At 60.5% G+C, this 15386-nt stretch carries 12 protein-coding genes and 1 pseudogene; 8 read left to right on the top strand and 5 right to left on the bottom strand.

Going from position 1 to position 15386, the window contains the following annotated elements; translation table 11 throughout:
* Nucleotides 1-29 precede the first annotated feature (29 nt).
* The 4 genes from HUV48_RS08325 to HUV48_RS08310 all read left to right on the top strand — a co-directional run bounded on the left by HUV48_RS08325 (nucleotide 30) and on the right by HUV48_RS08310 (nucleotide 3684).
* Nucleotides 30-776, top strand: coding sequence for an electron transfer flavoprotein subunit beta/FixA family protein (locus tag HUV48_RS08325; RefSeq protein ID WP_176267365.1), 747 nt, complete (start codon nucleotides 30-32; stop codon nucleotides 774-776).
* Nucleotides 776-1708, top strand: coding sequence for an electron transfer flavoprotein subunit alpha/FixB family protein (locus tag HUV48_RS08320; protein ID WP_176267364.1), 933 nt, complete (start codon nucleotides 776-778; stop codon nucleotides 1706-1708). Before HUV48_RS08325 ends, HUV48_RS08320 begins: the two co-directional genes overlap by 1 nt.
* 61 nt (nucleotides 1709-1769) lie before the next feature.
* On the top strand, nucleotides 1770-2693 hold the full coding sequence (locus HUV48_RS08315; protein ID WP_176267363.1) for an energy transducer TonB: 924 nt from the start codon (nucleotides 1770-1772) through the stop codon (nucleotides 2691-2693).
* Between the two features lie 64 nt (nucleotides 2694-2757).
* A complete protein-coding gene (locus HUV48_RS08310) occupies nucleotides 2758-3684 on the top strand; it encodes an energy transducer TonB (protein ID WP_176267362.1) in 927 nt (308 codons plus the stop codon).
* 8 nt (nucleotides 3685-3692) lie between these two features.
* Here the strand turns inward: HUV48_RS08310 and HUV48_RS08305 are convergent, their stop codons facing one another.
* The 5 genes from HUV48_RS08305 to sciP all read right to left on the bottom strand — a co-directional run bounded on the left by HUV48_RS08305 (nucleotide 3693) and on the right by sciP (nucleotide 10663).
* Nucleotides 3693-4907: a DUF445 domain-containing protein gene (locus HUV48_RS08305; protein ID WP_176267816.1), complete on the bottom strand. Its 1215-nt coding sequence runs from the start codon at nucleotides 4905-4907 to the stop codon at nucleotides 3693-3695.
* 111 nt (nucleotides 4908-5018) lie between these two features.
* Nucleotides 5019-8492 carry an efflux RND transporter permease subunit gene (locus tag HUV48_RS08300; protein WP_176267361.1) on the bottom strand — a complete coding sequence of 1158 codons (3474 nt, stop codon included), beginning with the start codon at nucleotides 8490-8492 and terminating at the stop codon, nucleotides 5019-5021.
* Nucleotides 8492-9694 (bottom strand): efflux RND transporter periplasmic adaptor subunit, encoded by a 1203-nt coding sequence (locus HUV48_RS08295; protein ID WP_176267360.1) that lies wholly within the window; start codon nucleotides 9692-9694, stop codon nucleotides 8492-8494. The genes HUV48_RS08300 and HUV48_RS08295 overlap by 1 nt, the downstream gene beginning before the upstream one ends.
* A 223-nt stretch (nucleotides 9695-9917) precedes the next feature.
* The gene (locus HUV48_RS08290) at nucleotides 9918-10184 is read right to left on the bottom strand and encodes a GlsB/YeaQ/YmgE family stress response membrane protein (protein WP_176267359.1); all 267 of its coding nucleotides are present in this window, start codon (nucleotides 10182-10184) and stop codon (nucleotides 9918-9920) included.
* A 179-nt stretch (nucleotides 10185-10363) separates the two neighbouring features.
* A complete protein-coding gene (gene sciP / locus HUV48_RS08285; protein ID WP_176267358.1) occupies nucleotides 10364-10663 on the bottom strand; it encodes a CtrA inhibitor SciP in 300 nt (99 codons plus the stop codon).
* A gap of 506 nt (nucleotides 10664-11169) precedes the next feature.
* Here sciP and mnmA point away from each other — a divergent pair.
* From mnmA to HUV48_RS08265, 4 genes and pseudogenes are all read left to right on the top strand, one after another.
* Nucleotides 11170-12351: a tRNA 2-thiouridine(34) synthase MnmA gene (mnmA, locus tag HUV48_RS08280; RefSeq protein WP_404799929.1), complete on the top strand. Its 1182-nt coding sequence runs from the start codon at nucleotides 11170-11172 to the stop codon at nucleotides 12349-12351.
* Nucleotides 12352-12439: 88 nt separating this feature from the next.
* Nucleotides 12440-13516, top strand: a complete 1077-nt coding sequence (gene gmd, locus HUV48_RS08275; protein WP_176267357.1) for a GDP-mannose 4,6-dehydratase — start codon at nucleotides 12440-12442, stop codon at nucleotides 13514-13516.
* Entirely contained in the window at nucleotides 13513-14457 is a 945-nt protein-coding gene (locus tag HUV48_RS08270) for a GDP-L-fucose synthase family protein (RefSeq protein WP_176267356.1), read from the top strand. Before gmd ends, HUV48_RS08270 begins: the two co-directional genes overlap by 4 nt.
* 216 nt (nucleotides 14458-14673) lie before the next feature.
* Nucleotides 14674-15386, top strand: a pseudogene (locus HUV48_RS08265) (hypothetical protein); the annotation flags it as partial.

Below are 15386 nucleotides of genomic sequence, written 5' to 3'. Positions count from 1 at the left end.
GCAAATCCTCGAGACGAAAGGCGGAGTAGATGAAAATCCTCGTACCCGTTAAACGGGTCATCGATTACAATGTGAAGCCGCGCGTAAAGGCCGACGGCTCGGGCGTGGATCTTGCCAACGTCAAGATGAGCATGAACCCGTTCGACGAAATCGCGGTCGAAGAAGCGATTCGGCTGAAGGAAGCTGGCAAGGCCGACGAAATTGTCGCGGTCAGCATTGGCCCGGCAAAGGCTCAGGAGACGCTGCGCACAGCGCTCGCAATGGGCGCAGACCGCGCGATCCTCATCGAGACCGACGATGACGTCGAACCGCTCGGCGTCGCGAAGATCCTTAAGGCGATCGCTGAAGAAGAAAAGCCGGGCATCGTCATGCTCGGCAAGCAGGCGATCGACGACGACAGCAACCAGACCGGCCAGATGCTCGCTGCCCTGATGGGCCGGCCGCAGGGAACGTTCGCCAACACGGTCGAAGTCGATGGCGACAGCGTGACGGTGAAGCGCGAAGTCGACGGTGGTCTCGAAACCGTCAAACTGACCATGCCGGCGATCGTCACCACCGACCTGCGCCTCAACGAGCCGCGCTATGCTTCGCTGCCCAACATCATGAAGGCGAAGAAGAAGCCGCTCGATACGAAAGCGCCGTCGGACTACGGCGTCGACATCGCGCCGCGCCTCAAGACGACCAACGTGTCCGAACCGCCGGTCCGCCAAGCAGGCGACAAGGTCGAGGACGTGGACGCACTGGTCGCCAAACTCAAATCACTGGGAGTCGCGTAATGAAGACGCTCGTACTCGTCGAACACGACAATAGCGAAATGAAGGACGCGACGCTCGCGGCCGTAACCGCTGCCGGCAAGCTCGGTGAGGTGCACCTGCTCGTCGCGGGATCGAACTGCCGCGCCGTTGCAGAGCAGGCCGCGAAGATTGCAGGCGTCGGCAAGGTCCACATCGCGGACGACTCCGCCTACGAAAACAGCCTGGCCGAAAACGTCGCGCCGCTCGTCGCGGACCTGATGGGGCATCACGACGCTTTCGTCTCGCCCGCCACCACGACCGGCAAGAACATCGCACCGCGCGTCGCAGCCATGCTCGACGTGATGCAGATCTCCGACATCCTTTCGGTCGAAGGGGAGAAGACGTTCACCCGGCCAATCTACGCCGGCAACGCTATCGCCACGGTCGAATCGAGCGACGAAAAGCTCGTCATCACCGTGCGCGGAACGGCCTTCGACAAGGCCGAAGCGGAAGGCGGCTCGGCCGAGATCGAGGAAGTTTCCGGACCGGGCGATGCCGGTATTTCGAGCTTCGTCAGCTCGGAGATTGCGGAAGGTGGCGACCGCCCCGAGCTAACCAGCGCGAGCATCATCGTATCGGGCGGACGCGCGCTAAAGGACGGCGAAACCTTCGAAGAGATCATCATGCCGCTTGCCGACAAGCTGGGTGCTGGCGTTGGGGCGAGCCGTGCAGCCGTCGACGCGGGCTATGTGCCCAACGACTATCAGGTCGGGCAGACCGGCAAGATCGTCGCGCCGGACGTCTATTTTGCCATCGGCATCTCGGGGGCGATCCAGCACCTTGCCGGCATGAAGGACTCCAAGACCATCATCGCCATCAACAAGGATGAGGACGCACCGATCTTCCAGGTCGCGGACATCGGCCTGGTGGCGGACCTGTTCAAGGCCGTGCCGGAGCTTACCGAAAAGCTTTAATCTTAAAGCGGTTGAAAATCGTAACCCCTTCGGGCCATCATCCGGTTCGAAGGGGTTTTTCATGTTCGCATTCCGATGTCTATCATATGCCGTTGCCGCAATTTCCTTGGTCGCCGCTCCGCATTCCGCCGCGCTGGCCGAGGACGAGGCGGTCGTGCTCAAGCCGTCCAGTCCCTGGAACCTAGACTACGGGGAGCATCGATGCCGAATCGCGCGGACGTTCGGTGAGGGCGAAAATCTGAACGTCTTCTATCTCGAACAGTGGCAACCCAGTACGGGCGCATCGTGGCTCGTGGCAGGTCCCGCCATTGATGGGTACAGGGCGGGACGCACAACCAATTTCAAGTTCGGCGAAAAGGGGGACAGCGGCGAATTTGAGATGCGCGACATGACGATAGGCGAGTTCGGAAAGGCAGTTACATCGAGAAGCTCCGTCGTCAGCAAAGAGGCGAATGCGGTCGAAAAAACCGTTAATGACCCTGATTTTTACGAGCGTGACGGATTGGAGCAACTCGATAGCGTAAAAGCATCCGGCATAGACAAGCTTTCCATTTCTCAAAACGGACAGCCTAGCGTCATACTAAAGTTCGGCGACTTGGAAAAACCGTTAGCTGCGATGAATCAGTGTATGGCAAATCTTGTTGCCCGTTGGGGTTTTGAGGTCCCAGAGCAAGAGACGGTCGCAGTAGCCCCCAAGCCTGTCGATATAATGCCGGTAGCGCGCCGCATTCAGCGCAATTATCCTGCGAGCGCGATAATCAAGGGCGCCCAAGCTGATTTTCAGGTCCGACTCAACATCGAAGCAGACGGCATCATCTCGGATTGTCAGCTCGTCAATCTGACGCTTGCCGACGACTTCGACATGAAGCGCCACCCTTGCGCGGCTTTCATGGAGCTAGCCAAATACGAACCTGCGCGTACGGCGACGGGAAAACCGATCCGAAGTTACGTAATTCAACGGATAAGGTACACGATGTCTGATTGAGCAATAGTGACGCGAATTCACGCGCTCCGCTGTCATAAGGTATTTTCGCGAAAGGCTCGCTAGAATGGTTTTGCATAAGCTGCTCTCTTTATGCGCCGCTGCCAGTTTGACGATCGCCACTTCCGCCACCGCGGAACGCGAGGTCGAAACGTTGGACGCAACGAGCCCTTGGCATCTGGATATGGCAGAACACAAGTGCCGGTTGGCGCGCGCATTCGGTAATGAGGATACTCCAACGATCTTTTATCTGGAACAATGGGGACCGTCAGAAAGGGCAATATGGGCTGTAGCGGGTCCGCAAACCGCAACCTTCCGGGCAGATCGCGCCGCAACCTATTCGTTCGGCCCCAATGGGGAAACGAGCGAGTTCAAGTTTTTCGATAGCGCGTTCGGCAGCTTCGGAAAATTGCTGTCCGCTCACACGGCAATAGCCGGCAAAGCTGTCATCGATCCCGACGCAATTGAAGTTGATGCTATTGTTGTTGATGATCGTGGAGGAAGCGCGCCCGGCATGCCGCAACTTGACGGAGAAGCAGCGGCGGGGGTGTCGCGGCTAACCATTTCGCAACATGGCCGGTCCGATCTGGTGCTAAGCCTCGGCAATATGGACAAGCCGGTCAAGGCACTCAACGCCTGCATCGAAGACTTGGTAAAATATTGGGGGTTCGACCCTGAAGAGCAGCGGCGCGTCGCCTCTCCGCCAGAGATCACGAACTTCCGCACGGTATATCGGGAGGTAACTAAAACCTATCCGAAGGATGCAATTGCTGAAGGTAGGCAAGCCGATTTTTACTTACGTTTGAACATCGACAGCACCGGAAAAGTTTCCGACTGTGTGCTATTGAACCAGACCGTGACCGATGGGTTTGAAATGGCAGTCGACCCATGCTCGACATTCATGAAAAGCGCGAAGATCAAGCCTGCACTCGATGTTGACGGTCGGCCGGTTCGAACCTTTTTTACGACGCGGATCGTATACCGGCGTTCCTGATGGGGCTTTCAGACTAGTAGCTGTCCCAGCAGATGCAGCGTCACGCCGACCAGCCCGCCTACTAGGGTGCCGTTGATGCGAATGAACTGCAGATCGCGGCCGACCGCGCTTTCGATGCGGCTTGTAACCGTTTCACTGTCCCAGCGCTTCACGGTTTCCGAAACGAGTTGGACGATCTGCCCGCCGTAGCGGGTCGCTATGCCGACCGCGGTCCGGCGCGCGAAGCGGTTCACCTGCGTCTGCAGGCGCGCGTCGTCGCGTAGCGCCTTGCCCATCTCGGCCAGGCTGTCGCCGACCTGCCCAGACAGCGCGGCGCTGCCCCCGCCTTTCAGCATGTCGATCAGGCCGGCGCGCATCCGCTCCCAGACGCCCTGCCACCAGTCGCCAAGCGCCGGATTGGCAAGCAATTCGTTCTTCATGCCTTCCACCCGCGCCTGAAGCTCGGGGTCTTCGCGCAGGTTGCGCGCGAGTTCGGACAGGCCTTCTTCGACCTTCTGCCGCAGCGGATGGTTCGGATCGACCAGAACCTCGGCAAGCAGGCGGTACAGACCGTCGAGCACCGAACTGGCGAGCCGTTCGTCGAGGCCGGTAAAGCGCAGCAGCGCGTTCGCCCGTTCGTGAATCATCGTGCGGATAAGGTCCTCGTTGTCTTCCACCACGAGCCCCGCCCAGCGGATCGCACTGTCCACCAGCGGGCGGTGGCGGTCGTCGGCCACCATTGCCGAAAGCATCTGGCCGAGGAGCGGCGCGACCTTCATCCGCTCGAGCTGCGCGGCAAGACCTGCTTTCACCTGGCCGCCCAACCGGTCGGGATCGAGCGATTCAAGGACTTCGACCAGCAGCTCCCCCGCCCCCGCCCGAACGCGCGAGGTCGCCTCCGCGTTCGGATCGGCAAGGTAGTTTCCGATGCCGCGCGCAAGGTTCATGTCGCGCATCCGCCGCGCCACCACGGGCGCGGTCAGGAAATTCTCCCGCAGGAATCCCGCCATGGTATCGGCGATCCGGTCCTTGTTTTCCGGAATGATGGCGGTGTGCGGGATCGGTATGCCGAGTGGATGCCGGAACAGGGCGGTAACCGCAAACCAGTCGGCCAATCCCCCGACCATGGCCGCTTCGGCAAAAGCGTGGACGAAGCCCCAGGCGGGATGGGTATCGAGATATTGACCCGACAGCAGGAAGATCCCGGCCATCAGGATCAGCATGCCGGTCGCGGTCATCCGCATCCGGCGCGCCCGGTCTTGCGGCAGCCGATAGCCGCGCAGCGCTAGCTTAGGGTCGCTGCCAGTTCCGTGCCTGATGGACCGCGCAGGAACGTCGTCCTTGTCCGCGCCCATCTACTCCGCCGGCACCGTGTCGCCGTCGGCGCCCGACCCGGGATACTCCGCACGCTGTCTGTCGCCGGGACGATAGGTGAGGAGCCGGTCGCGCAGCCACGGTCCGGTCCGCTTCTCGAAACTGTCGGCGAGGCTGAAGCCCGCCGGCACGATCAGCAGGGTAAGCAGCGTCGAGACGACCAGGCCGCCGATCACGACCGTACCCATCGGTGCCCGCCATGCGCCGTCACCCGACAGCGATACCGCGGTGGGAACCATGCCCGCGGTCATGGCGACCGTGGTCATCACGATCGGCTGAGCGCGCTTGTGGCCTGCGTCGAGGATCGATTCGAGCTTCTCGCCGCCGGCGTGCATGGCCTCGATCGCGAAGTCGATTAGCAGGATCGAGTTCTTCGAAACGATGCCGAGCAGCATGAGAACGCCGATGAGGACGGGCATCGAAAGCGGCTGACCGACCATGTAGACAAGGAAGATGCCCCCGAGAGGCGCCAGCGCCAGCGAGCACATGTTCACGAGCGGGCTCATCACGCGCTTGTAGAGCAGCACCAGCACCGCGAACACGAGCAGCACGCCCGCGATCAGAGCGATGATGAAGTTCTGGAACAGTTCCTGCTGCCATTCTTCTTCGCCCACAACATCGCGGATGACGCCTTGCGGCAGGTTCTGCAGGATCGGCAATTGGTCGATCTGCTGCTGCGCCTCGCCCTTGACGACACCTTGCGCGAGGTCCGCGCCGACGAACACGCGCCGGTTCTGGTTGTAGCGCTGGATTGTCGTGGGGCCGGAACTGAAGCTGACTTCCGCGACCCGGCTCAGGGGAACCGAGCCGCCGCCGGCAGTTGGAACGGGCAGGTTGCGGATCGTCGTCAGGTCTTCGCGCGAACTTTCTGGCAGTTTCACCCGGATCGGAATCTGGCGATCGGACAGCGAGAACTTGGCGGCGTTCTGTTCGATCTCGCCCATGGTCGCGATGCGGATCGTCTGGCTCAATGCGACGGTCGATACGCCGAGCGACGCGGCCAGTTCCTCGCGCGGCTCGATGACGATCTCGGGCCGGTTGATGTCCGCGCTGATGCGTGGTGCGACCAGCGTATCGAGACCCTTCATCTGCTCGACGAGCGTGGCCGCCGTCTCTTCGAGGAGGTCGGGGTTCGATCCGGCGAGCATGACGGTCATGTCGCGGCCCGAGCCGAACCCGCCCGATTGCGACTGGAAGCGGACGCGCGCGTCGGGGATTTCCGCAAGTGTCGGAGCGAGATCGCGCTCGAATTCGATCGAAGTCTTTTCGCGGTCCGGGTCGAGCGTGATGAAGATGGACGCATTGCCTTCGCGCACGCGTTCGAGCGCCAGTTCGACTTCCGGCTGCTCGTAAAGCAGGGCCGCGACGTTGTCGGCCACGCGCTCGGTCGTTTCCAGCGTGGTACCCGGCACCATCTCGATCTCGACACGGCTGTTGTCGTCGTTGATCGTGGGCTGGAACTGCGCCGGCGTGTTCATGAATAGCAGGATGGTGAGCATGAAGGCGAAATAACCGATGCCGAGCATCCAGACGCGGTGGTCCTTGAAGCGCGCGAACATGTAGCGCCAGCCGCCAGCGATCCGCGAGCCGAACAGGCGAGTGACGAGCGCGCACGCGCCGAAGTACAGGAACATCGCCGCTACGCCGATGCCGACCACTATCGCCAGTTGCAGCACCGACATGATCTTTTCGACGAGTACGTAGAGGAAGCTTTCCGGACCCGGCGTCAGAGACGATGCGAAGAGCGCGGGTACCCCAAGAGAGGAAATCATGCCGAACGATTTGAAGATGGCGATCGCGGGAACGATCAGCGTGCCGAGCAGGAACAGAATGCCGCCGACGCTGTACAGGAACCTGCCGCGAGGGGCGTCGAGCGATCCTCGCGCTTGCACCATTTCGCTACGGTCGAGCGACCAGTGCAGGATGCGCATGTAACGCTCCATCCACTTGCCTTCGCCGTGCTCCGCGTGACCCTTCGCTTCCAGGAAGTAGGCGGCGAGCATCGGCGTGATCATGCGGGCGACGGCGAGGCTCATCAGCACCGATACGACGATGGTGATGCCGAAGTTCTTGAAGAACTGACCGGATATGCCCGGCATCAGGCCCACGGGCAGGAACACGGCGACGATGCAGAAGGACGTTGCCACCACGGCAAGGCCGATCTCGTCCGCCGCGTCGATCGATGCCTGGTAGGCGGATTTGCCCATCCGCATGTGCCGCACGATGTTCTCGATCTCCACGATCGCATCGTCGACCAGCACCCCGGCGACAAGCCCCAGCGCGAGCAACGACAGGAAGTTCAGATTGAAGCCGAGCAAATCCATGAACCAGAAGGTCGGGATTGCCGAAAGCGGGATGGCGACGGCGGCGATCACGGTAGCGCGCCAGTCGCGCAGGAAGAAGAACACCACGACCACGGCCAGGATCGCGCCCTCGATCATCGCGGCGATCGAGCTTTCGTACTGGCCTTCCGTATATTTGACGGTGTTGAAGAGCGGTATGAAGCGAACGCCCGGGTTTTCGGCCTCGATGTCCGCGATGACTTCCTTCGCCTCGTTGAAGACGGTCACGTCGGATGCGCCCTTGGCCCGCGACATCGAGAAGTTCACGACCTCCTTGTCTCGCACCTTGCTGATCGAGGTACGCTCGCTGTAGCCGTCGCGCACGGTCGCGATGTCCGACAGCTTGATGGTGCGCCCGTCGCCGAGCTGTATCTGCTGCTGCGACAATTCGTAAGCCGTATCGGTGCTGCCGAGCACGCGCACCGACTGGCGGGTCCCGCCGACTTCGGCGACGCCGCCGGCCGCATCGATATTGCTGACGCGCAGCGCATTGTTGAGCTGCGCCGCAGTCACGCCGAGCGACTGCATCTTCGCCAGATCGAGGATGACCTCGATTTCCCGGTCGACGCCGGCAAACCGGCTTGCCTCGGCCATGCCTTCGATCGAAAGCAGGCGCTTCGACACGGTATCGTCGATGAACCAGCTCAATTGCTCGATCGTCATGTCGTCGGCTTCGACGGCGTAGATCGCGAGGAAGCCGCCCGAGATATCCTGCTTCATGATCCGCGGTTCGAGGATACCGTCCGGCAGGCTGCCGCGTACACTGTCTACCGCGTTCTTGACCTCGGCCGTCGCATCGTTGGGATCGGTGCCGATCTCGAATTCGACGAACGTATTGGAATTGCCTTCGCTGGCCGTGGAATTCAGCGACTTCACGCCGTTGATCGAGCGAACGGCGGATTCGACGCGCTGCGTGATCTGGTTCTCGATCTCGGTCGGCGCGGCGCCGGGCTGGGAGATCGAGATGCTGACTGCAGGAAACTCGACGTCCGGATTGTTGACGACGTCCATGCGCGCGAAACTGAGTATCCCGGCGAGCAGTAGGGCCGTGAAGAATACGAGCGGGATGACCGGATTGCGGATCGACCACGCTGAGATCTTGTTGAAATCCATCAGTCGGCGCTGCTCTCTGCGAGGACCGGGCGAATGGTTTCGCCTGCAGTCAGGAAGCCGCCGGCGCGTTCGACGATACGTTCGCTGCCGTCGAGCCCGCTGACCACGGAAACGCCCTGTGAGGTGACGATCCCGGTTTCGATGTCGCGCCGCTCGGCCGTGTTGTTCTCGCCGACGATGTAAACGAAGCTGCCCTCGTCATCGGACAGGATCGCGCTTTCGGGAAGGATCGGGGCCGTGAAGGAGCCGCCGCCGATGCTTGCCGTCGCGAAGCCGCCCGGCCTCAGTTCGGGCGCATAGGGCAGCGCGATGCGGACGCGCCCCTGGCGGTCCTGCTCGTTGATGACCGGAGCGATCTGCCAGACCTGGCCGGTAAAGCGCTTGTCCGTGCCGACCGGCGTGACTTCAGCCGGGACGCCGGCGGAAATACGTGCGAGTTCGGTTTCGCCCACTTCAGCCAGCAGCTCCATCTCTCCGCCGCGTGCGATCGTGAACAAGACGCCGGAACCGGCGGAGACCGTCTGGCCGGGTTCGACGTTGCGTTCCAGCACGAGGCCGGCCGCAGGTGCGACGATATTGAGCCGAGCGTTGCGTGCCTGAAGCTCGCCGAGCTGTGCACGCGCCACACTTACTCGTGCACGCGCTGCGTCACGAGTTGCAGTCAGCCGGTCGATCTCGGCCTTGGAAATAAAGCCGCGGTCGATCAGTTGCTGCGCGCGCTCGAGATTGCTTTGCGCAAGGTCGGCATCAGCCTGTGCCACATTGATCTGTGCGCGGGCCGCTTCGGCCTGCTGCGACTGGACCGAGCGATCGATCACCGCCAGCACTTGCCCTTCGCGGACCCAGTCACCGGCATCGACCGGAACGGAAACCACACGGCCGCCCTCGCCATTTGCGCCGATCGGCATTGAACGGCGCGCGGCGAGCGTGCCGGTTGCGGTGATGACACCCTCGACCGTGCCGGAACCGGGAGAAATGACGGTTACACTAGGAGCCTGTTCGCTCCGTTCGCCAGCGGCGAGCGCATCCGCATCCTCGCCCTTGAACGCGAAATAACCGCCGACGATCGCGGCGAGCAGCAAGACCGCAAGCCCGATCCAAAGCCATTTACGGCTGCGCCCCTCGCGCGTTTCTCCGTCCGGCCCGATGTTTCCGGCCAGCGGCTCGGCAGTTTCCGAACGTATGCGGTTGTCGTAGTTCATCGGGTCGCGCCTCGATCCTGACCGTGCGAGTGGTGTATTATCTTACTATATCACTGATGGCAAGAGAACCTAGGGTCGCGGCACTCGCTGCACAAGCAATGCATCGACGGATGACATATATCTCCGACCAATGCTTATCGCTTGTTTCGCAGGCGCAATACAACAAAAAAGGAGCGAGCCGGCCGTAGCCGCCCCGCTCCCGCTATTTTGAAGTCAATCGTGTTTAGCGAACGCGTCCGCGCTGGACGAGGTTCACGATACCGAGCAGCACGATCGCACCGATGATGGCGATGATGAAACCGGTGAGCGAGAATTCCTGGATCGAACCCTGCACGTTGAAAAGCGCTCCAGCGAGCAAGTTACCGATCAGCGCGCCGATGATGCCGACGATGATATTCCAGAATATGCCCATCGAGGCATCCCGGTTCATCACCAGACTTGCCAGCCAGCCGGCGACACCGCCGACAATAATAGCGATAATCCAACCCATATATTCCTCCTGTTCTACTCTTCCGGTCAGTGTGACCTTGAGGCATAGAACGGGCGGATCAGCGCAATGGTTCCCTGGGTTCTTGCTGTCAGCTAACGATACTGCGTCAATCCGTAATAAAGCATCGCCAATCACTTACGAACGTTAAAGCAACGCCGAACAAACTGTCCGCGGCTATCTCAATATTTCAACTGCCGCTCATAAAGGTCGCGGTAATGCTGAATGCGCGTGACGCGAAGTCCTTGCATGCCGGAGCGGTCGACGGCGCGCTGCCAAGAAGCGAACTCTTCGAGAGTGAGGTCGTAGCGTTCCAGCACTTCGTCCACCGTCAGCAGGCCGCCGGTGACCGCGGCGACGACTTCGGCCTTACGCCGCACAACCCAGCGACGGGTAGACGGCGGCGGTAAATCGTCGATCGTAAGCGGCTCTCCCAAGGGGCCGATTACCTGGTCGGGTCGAATGTCCTGATGTTCCATCATTGCGTCTCTCGATCGTTCTTGCCCGCTACGAACCGGGTTGGTGCGGCAGTAGGATCGCCGGCTTTCTCATCCCTTAAATTATTGAGGTTAAAATCCGCTTCACTGCGCCTTCGCCGACTGGCGTTCAACGACGCGAAGCGCCCGTTTCCGTCGATTTCCGCCAAACTGGACCGCAAAAGCTCTGCCCTGAGATCTCGTGTTGCGGCGAATTGCGCGACGAGTTCCGACCACCTGAGCTGCTGCAAGGACTGCGCATCGCGGTCCTCGAGAGCATTCATGGCGCTGATATTTCCCTCAATCATGGGAAGCCTTCTAAACCGCCGATAGTAAAGAATGCGTGAAATGAAATAGGCGTGCAATTACCGACATATACTACGCATCCCCTTGTTAACGCGTATCATTTTTCCAGAAAAGGTTAACGCCATTCGCAGTTTGATTCGTGTTGTCCTGTCCGCCCATTCTTACTGGCAATGGCGCTGCCGCCCGTGCTAATGGGGTGGTTACCCATGAACACCCAGACCACTCTCGATCGCTCTGCGAAGCGCAGGGCTATGCCCGAGGCAGCGGAAGCCGCCGCGCTGTTCGACCTGCCGAGAGCCGCATCCGAATGCCGGATCGTGGTCGCCATGTCGGGCGGTGTGGACTCGTCCGTGGTCGCTGCGCTTGCAGCAGCAAGCGGTGCGGAAACCATCGGGATCACCTTGCAGCTTTACGATTACGGCGCAGCGACAGGCCGGAAGGGCGCCTGCTGTGCCGGTGACGACATAAGCGATGCGCGGGCTGTATCCGATCGCCTTGGCATCGCGCATTACGTGTTCGATCACGAAAGCGCCTTTCGCGGCAGCGTGGTCGAGCAGTTCGCCGACGACTATCTCGCAGGACGCACGCCCGTGCCTTGCATTCGCTGCAACATGGGGCCGAAGTTCACCGACCTGCTCGACATGGCACGGGAACTGGGCGCAGATTGCCTTGCGACGGGTCATTACGTTCGCAGAATAGCCGGAGAGGATGGTGCAGAGCTTCACCGCGCGCACGATCCTGCGCGTGACCAGTCCTATTTCCTTTACGGGACGACCGACGTGCAGCTCGATTACCTGCGCTTCCCCCTCGGGGGAATGCCGAAGGCACGCGTGCGCGAACTCGCCGCCGCGGCAGGGCTTCGCAATGCGGCCAAGGCCGACAGCCAGGACATCTGCTTCGTACCTGATGGTGACTACGCGAAGATCGTCCGCAGCCTGCGCCCGGAGGGCGGCGAACCGGGCGACATCGTTCATGCGGAAACGAAGAAAGTGCTTGGACGTCATAAGGGCATCATTCATTATACCGTCGGGCAGCGCCGCGGCCTCGACATCGGCGGACTCGCCGAGCCGCTCTATGTCTTGGGGATCGACGCGGCGGAGAGGCACGTGCTCGTCGGCCCCAAGCGGATGCTCGCGGTTAGCGCGGCGCGGCTGATCGAGACGAACCGTATCGGTCCGCTGCCCGAGGGCAAGCAACTCACGGCAAAGGTCCGGTCGCTGTCGAAGCCCGTACCGGTTACGCTCGACGGCCCACTCGGAGATGGCGCGGAAACGACCATCCGCTTTACCGACCCCGAACTGGGAGTCGCACCGGGCCAGGCGGCGGTGATCTATGCTGGGGACCGAGTGATCGGTGGCGGATGGATCGAAAAGACCGAACGCGTTTGAATAGCTGTCTATTCTAGCGCTACGCTACTTGTCATGCGGCTACTGGCGTGGTCGATGAGATTATGCGCAACTTCGAACTCGCGGCTGCATGACCAGGACCGCTCTTATTACCGGGATCACTGGTCAGGACGGCGCCTATCTCGCCCGTTTTCTGCTTGAGAAGGGCTACGAGGTACACGGAATGAAGCGCCGCAGTTCATCCTTCAACACGGGACGGATCGAGGGCATCTATCAGGATCCACATGAGCATAATCCGCGCCTTACCTTGCATTACGGCGATCTAACCGACGCCACCAATATCATCCGCATATTGCAGGAAACGCGGCCGGACGAGCTCTACAATCTGGCAGCGCAAAGCCACGTGCAGGTAAGTTTTGAAACGCCCGAATATACGGCGAATTCAGACGCCACCGGGACGCTGCGACTGCTTGAGGCTATTCGCATACTGGATCTCGTCGACACGACGCGCTTCTTTCAGGCGTCGACGTCTGAACTGTATGGCAACGTCGGTATCACGCCTCAGAACGAGAGCACGCCGTTCCGCCCCCGGAGTCCCTACGCCGTCGCCAAGCTCTATGCCTACTGGATCACGGTGAATTACCGCGAGGCTTACGGAATTCATGCCTCGAACGGGATTGCGTTCAATCACGAAAGCCCTTTGCGCGGCGAGACTTTCGTGACACGGAAGATCACGCGCGCCGCAGCGGCCATCAAACTCGGCTTCCAAGACCGGCTGTATCTCGGCAATCTTGACGCAAAACGCGACTGGGGGCACGCCCGCGAATATGTCGAGGGTATGTGGCGGATGTTGCAGCAGGACGAGCCTGACGATTACGTCTTGGCGACAGGCGTTACCACGACTGTTCGCGACTTCACGCTGTGGGCCTTCGAGGATGCGGGTCGCCCTATCGAATTCGAAGGTGAGGGCCTCGATGAGAAAGGCCGCTGCATCAAGACCGGTGAAATCCTGGTCGAGATCGACCCCCGCTATTTCAGGCCAACCGAAGTTGATTTGCTGATCGGCGACCCCTCGAAAGCAAGAGAGAAACTGGGCTGGGAGCACCAAACCAGCGTCAGGGAACTCGTGCGCGACATGGTGCGGGCGGACCTGATCGTTATTCCGCGCGAAGCAGAACAACACACCGATTTCGGTAATCGCCCATGACCGGCACCTTCAGTCTTGAAGGAAAGCGCATTTACGTTTCGGGAAACCGCGGCATGGTCGGTTCGGCTCTAATCCGCCGTCTTGAACGCGAGAACTGCAAAGTCCTAACGGCTCCGCGCAGCATGGATCTGCGCGAGCAAAGCCAGGTCCGTGACTGGTTTGCCGAGAACACCCCCGATGTAGTGATCGTCGCCGCGGCAAAGGTCGGGGGCATTCACGCGAACGATACGAAGCCCGCCGATTTTCTCTACGACAATCTGATGATCGCGAGCAACCTGATCGAGGCGGCTCGGCAAGCAAGCGCAGAGAAGCTTCTTTTCCTCGGCTCGTCCTGCATTTACCCGCGTGATGCATTGCAGCCGCTGGAAGAAGCGGCATTGCTGACCGGGCCGCTCGAGAAAACCAACGAATGGTACGCTATCGCCAAGATCGCAGGCATCAAACTGTGCCAGGCGTATCGCCGTCAGTACGGATGCGACTATGTCAGCGCCATGCCGACCAACCTTTATGGTCCGGGCGACAATTACGACCTGCAGACGAGCCATGTTCTGCCTGCCCTGCTACGCAAGGCGCACGAGGCGAAGGCACGCGGTGACGATACGCTGCCAGTTTGGGGCAGCGGGCGTCCGTTGCGCGAGTTCCTGCACGTCGACGATCTCGCCGACGCGTGCATATTTCTGCTAAAACACTATAGCGGCGAAGAGCATGTGAACGTCGGCTCCGGAGACGAGGTTTCTATTGCCGAACTGGCCGGCGTCATCAAGAATGCAGTCGGGTTCGAGGGAGAACTGGTATTCCAGGCGGACAAGCCGGACGGAACGCCGCGTAAACTGCTCGACTGCACAAAGCTCGAAGCTCTGGGTTGGAGCGCGCGCATCGGTTTGGGCGAGGGTATTGCGGCCACGTATGCAGAATTCGGTGCCTCCACTACCCACGATTAGTTCACTTCATTCCGAATATCTTGTCTTTTCTCGGGACAGCAGATCGTACGCAAATCACGCATTTGCGAGGTTTTCCGTGTAGGTTAATGATTTCCCTTTACTTTATCGCATAAGTTTATTGTCGCTTCGGAAACCAAAAAGTGCTTTCGGCATTGTCTGTTTGGCTGCGGCTACGGATCGCTTAGACAGCCGCCACTTTTCCAGGGAGACTAAGTAATGAACACTGCTCGAATTTCGAAGCGCGCTATCGGCTTGGCCGGGATCGCAGGACTGGCGCTAGCAGCGACGATAGCAAACGCGCCTGAAGCCAAGGCAGACGAATGTCTGCTCGACACGAACAACAACGGTACCGCAACCAGCGGCACCGATACTACGCTTGGCGCGAACGGCACCGACGATGATACGGCGCTTGCCTGCGGTAGCAACGCAACTGCAACGGCCCCTGGCTCTACGGCTATTGGCGCAGAAACGGATGCTACGAACACTCGGGCGCTCGCAATCGGCTTCGGCGCTCAAGCTAGCGGACAGAGCTCGATCGCAGTTGGCGAGATTGCGAATGCCGGAACGACTTTCTCAACGGCGATTGGCGCGGGTTCGCTCGCCAATGCCGCAAATGCCACGGCGGTAGGAACGACGAGTACCGCAAGCGGTGTTTCTTCCGTCGCTCTAGGTGATGCAGCATCGGCTTCAGGACTTCGGTCCGTAGCCTTCGGTCGAGGTTCGAACGCGGCGGGCGACTACTCGATTGCCTTAGGAACGGACGGGTCGGACTTTGGATCGGACGGTGCGGAAGCGTTGGGTGCGAACTCAATTGCATTGGGGAATGAAGCGAAGGCAAGAACAGCTAATTCGATTGCGATTGGTCAGAATGGAGTAGCCTCTGGGGTTGAGGCGGTTGCGATTGGTTTGAACTCGGTAGGTTCGAACGA

The sequence above is a fragment of the Qipengyuania atrilutea genome (assembly GCF_013370205.1).
Classification (GTDB): Bacteria; Pseudomonadota; Alphaproteobacteria; order Sphingomonadales; family Sphingomonadaceae; genus Actirhodobacter; species Actirhodobacter atriluteus.
The sequence above is the reverse complement of the archived record's forward strand: the minus strand, read 5'-3'. Positions and strand labels throughout refer to the sequence as shown.

What these genes read in the sequence shown, in the direction of transcription:
- HUV48_RS08315 (WP_176267363.1), top strand. Translation starts at nt 1,770, where the DNA reads ATGTTCGCATTCCGATGTCTATCATATGCCGTTGCCGCAATTTCCTTG.
- sciP (WP_176267358.1), bottom strand. Translation starts at nt 10,663, where the DNA reads ATGATGGAACATCAGGACATTCGACCCGACCAGGTAATCGGCCCCTTG.
- HUV48_RS08310 (WP_176267362.1), top strand. Translation starts at nt 2,758, where the DNA reads ATGGTTTTGCATAAGCTGCTCTCTTTATGCGCCGCTGCCAGTTTGACG.
- HUV48_RS08270 (WP_176267356.1), top strand. Translation starts at nt 13,513, where the DNA reads ATGACCGGCACCTTCAGTCTTGAAGGAAAGCGCATTTACGTTTCGGGA.
- HUV48_RS08290 (WP_176267359.1), bottom strand. Translation starts at nt 10,184, where the DNA reads ATGGGTTGGATTATCGCTATTATTGTCGGCGGTGTCGCCGGCTGGCTG.
- mnmA (WP_404799929.1), top strand. Translation starts at nt 11,170, where the DNA reads ATGAACACCCAGACCACTCTCGATCGCTCTGCGAAGCGCAGGGCTATG.
- HUV48_RS08320 (WP_176267364.1), top strand. Translation starts at nt 776, where the DNA reads ATGAAGACGCTCGTACTCGTCGAACACGACAATAGCGAAATGAAGGAC.
- gmd (WP_176267357.1), top strand. Translation starts at nt 12,440, where the DNA reads ATGACCAGGACCGCTCTTATTACCGGGATCACTGGTCAGGACGGCGCC.
- HUV48_RS08305 (WP_176267816.1), bottom strand. Translation starts at nt 4,907, where the DNA reads ATGCGGATGACCGCGACCGGCATGCTGATCCTGATGGCCGGGATCTTC.
- HUV48_RS08300 (WP_176267361.1), bottom strand. Translation starts at nt 8,492, where the DNA reads ATGGATTTCAACAAGATCTCAGCGTGGTCGATCCGCAATCCGGTCATC.
- HUV48_RS08295 (WP_176267360.1), bottom strand. Translation starts at nt 9,694, where the DNA reads ATGAACTACGACAACCGCATACGTTCGGAAACTGCCGAGCCGCTGGCC.
- HUV48_RS08325 (WP_176267365.1), top strand. Translation starts at nt 30, where the DNA reads ATGAAAATCCTCGTACCCGTTAAACGGGTCATCGATTACAATGTGAAG.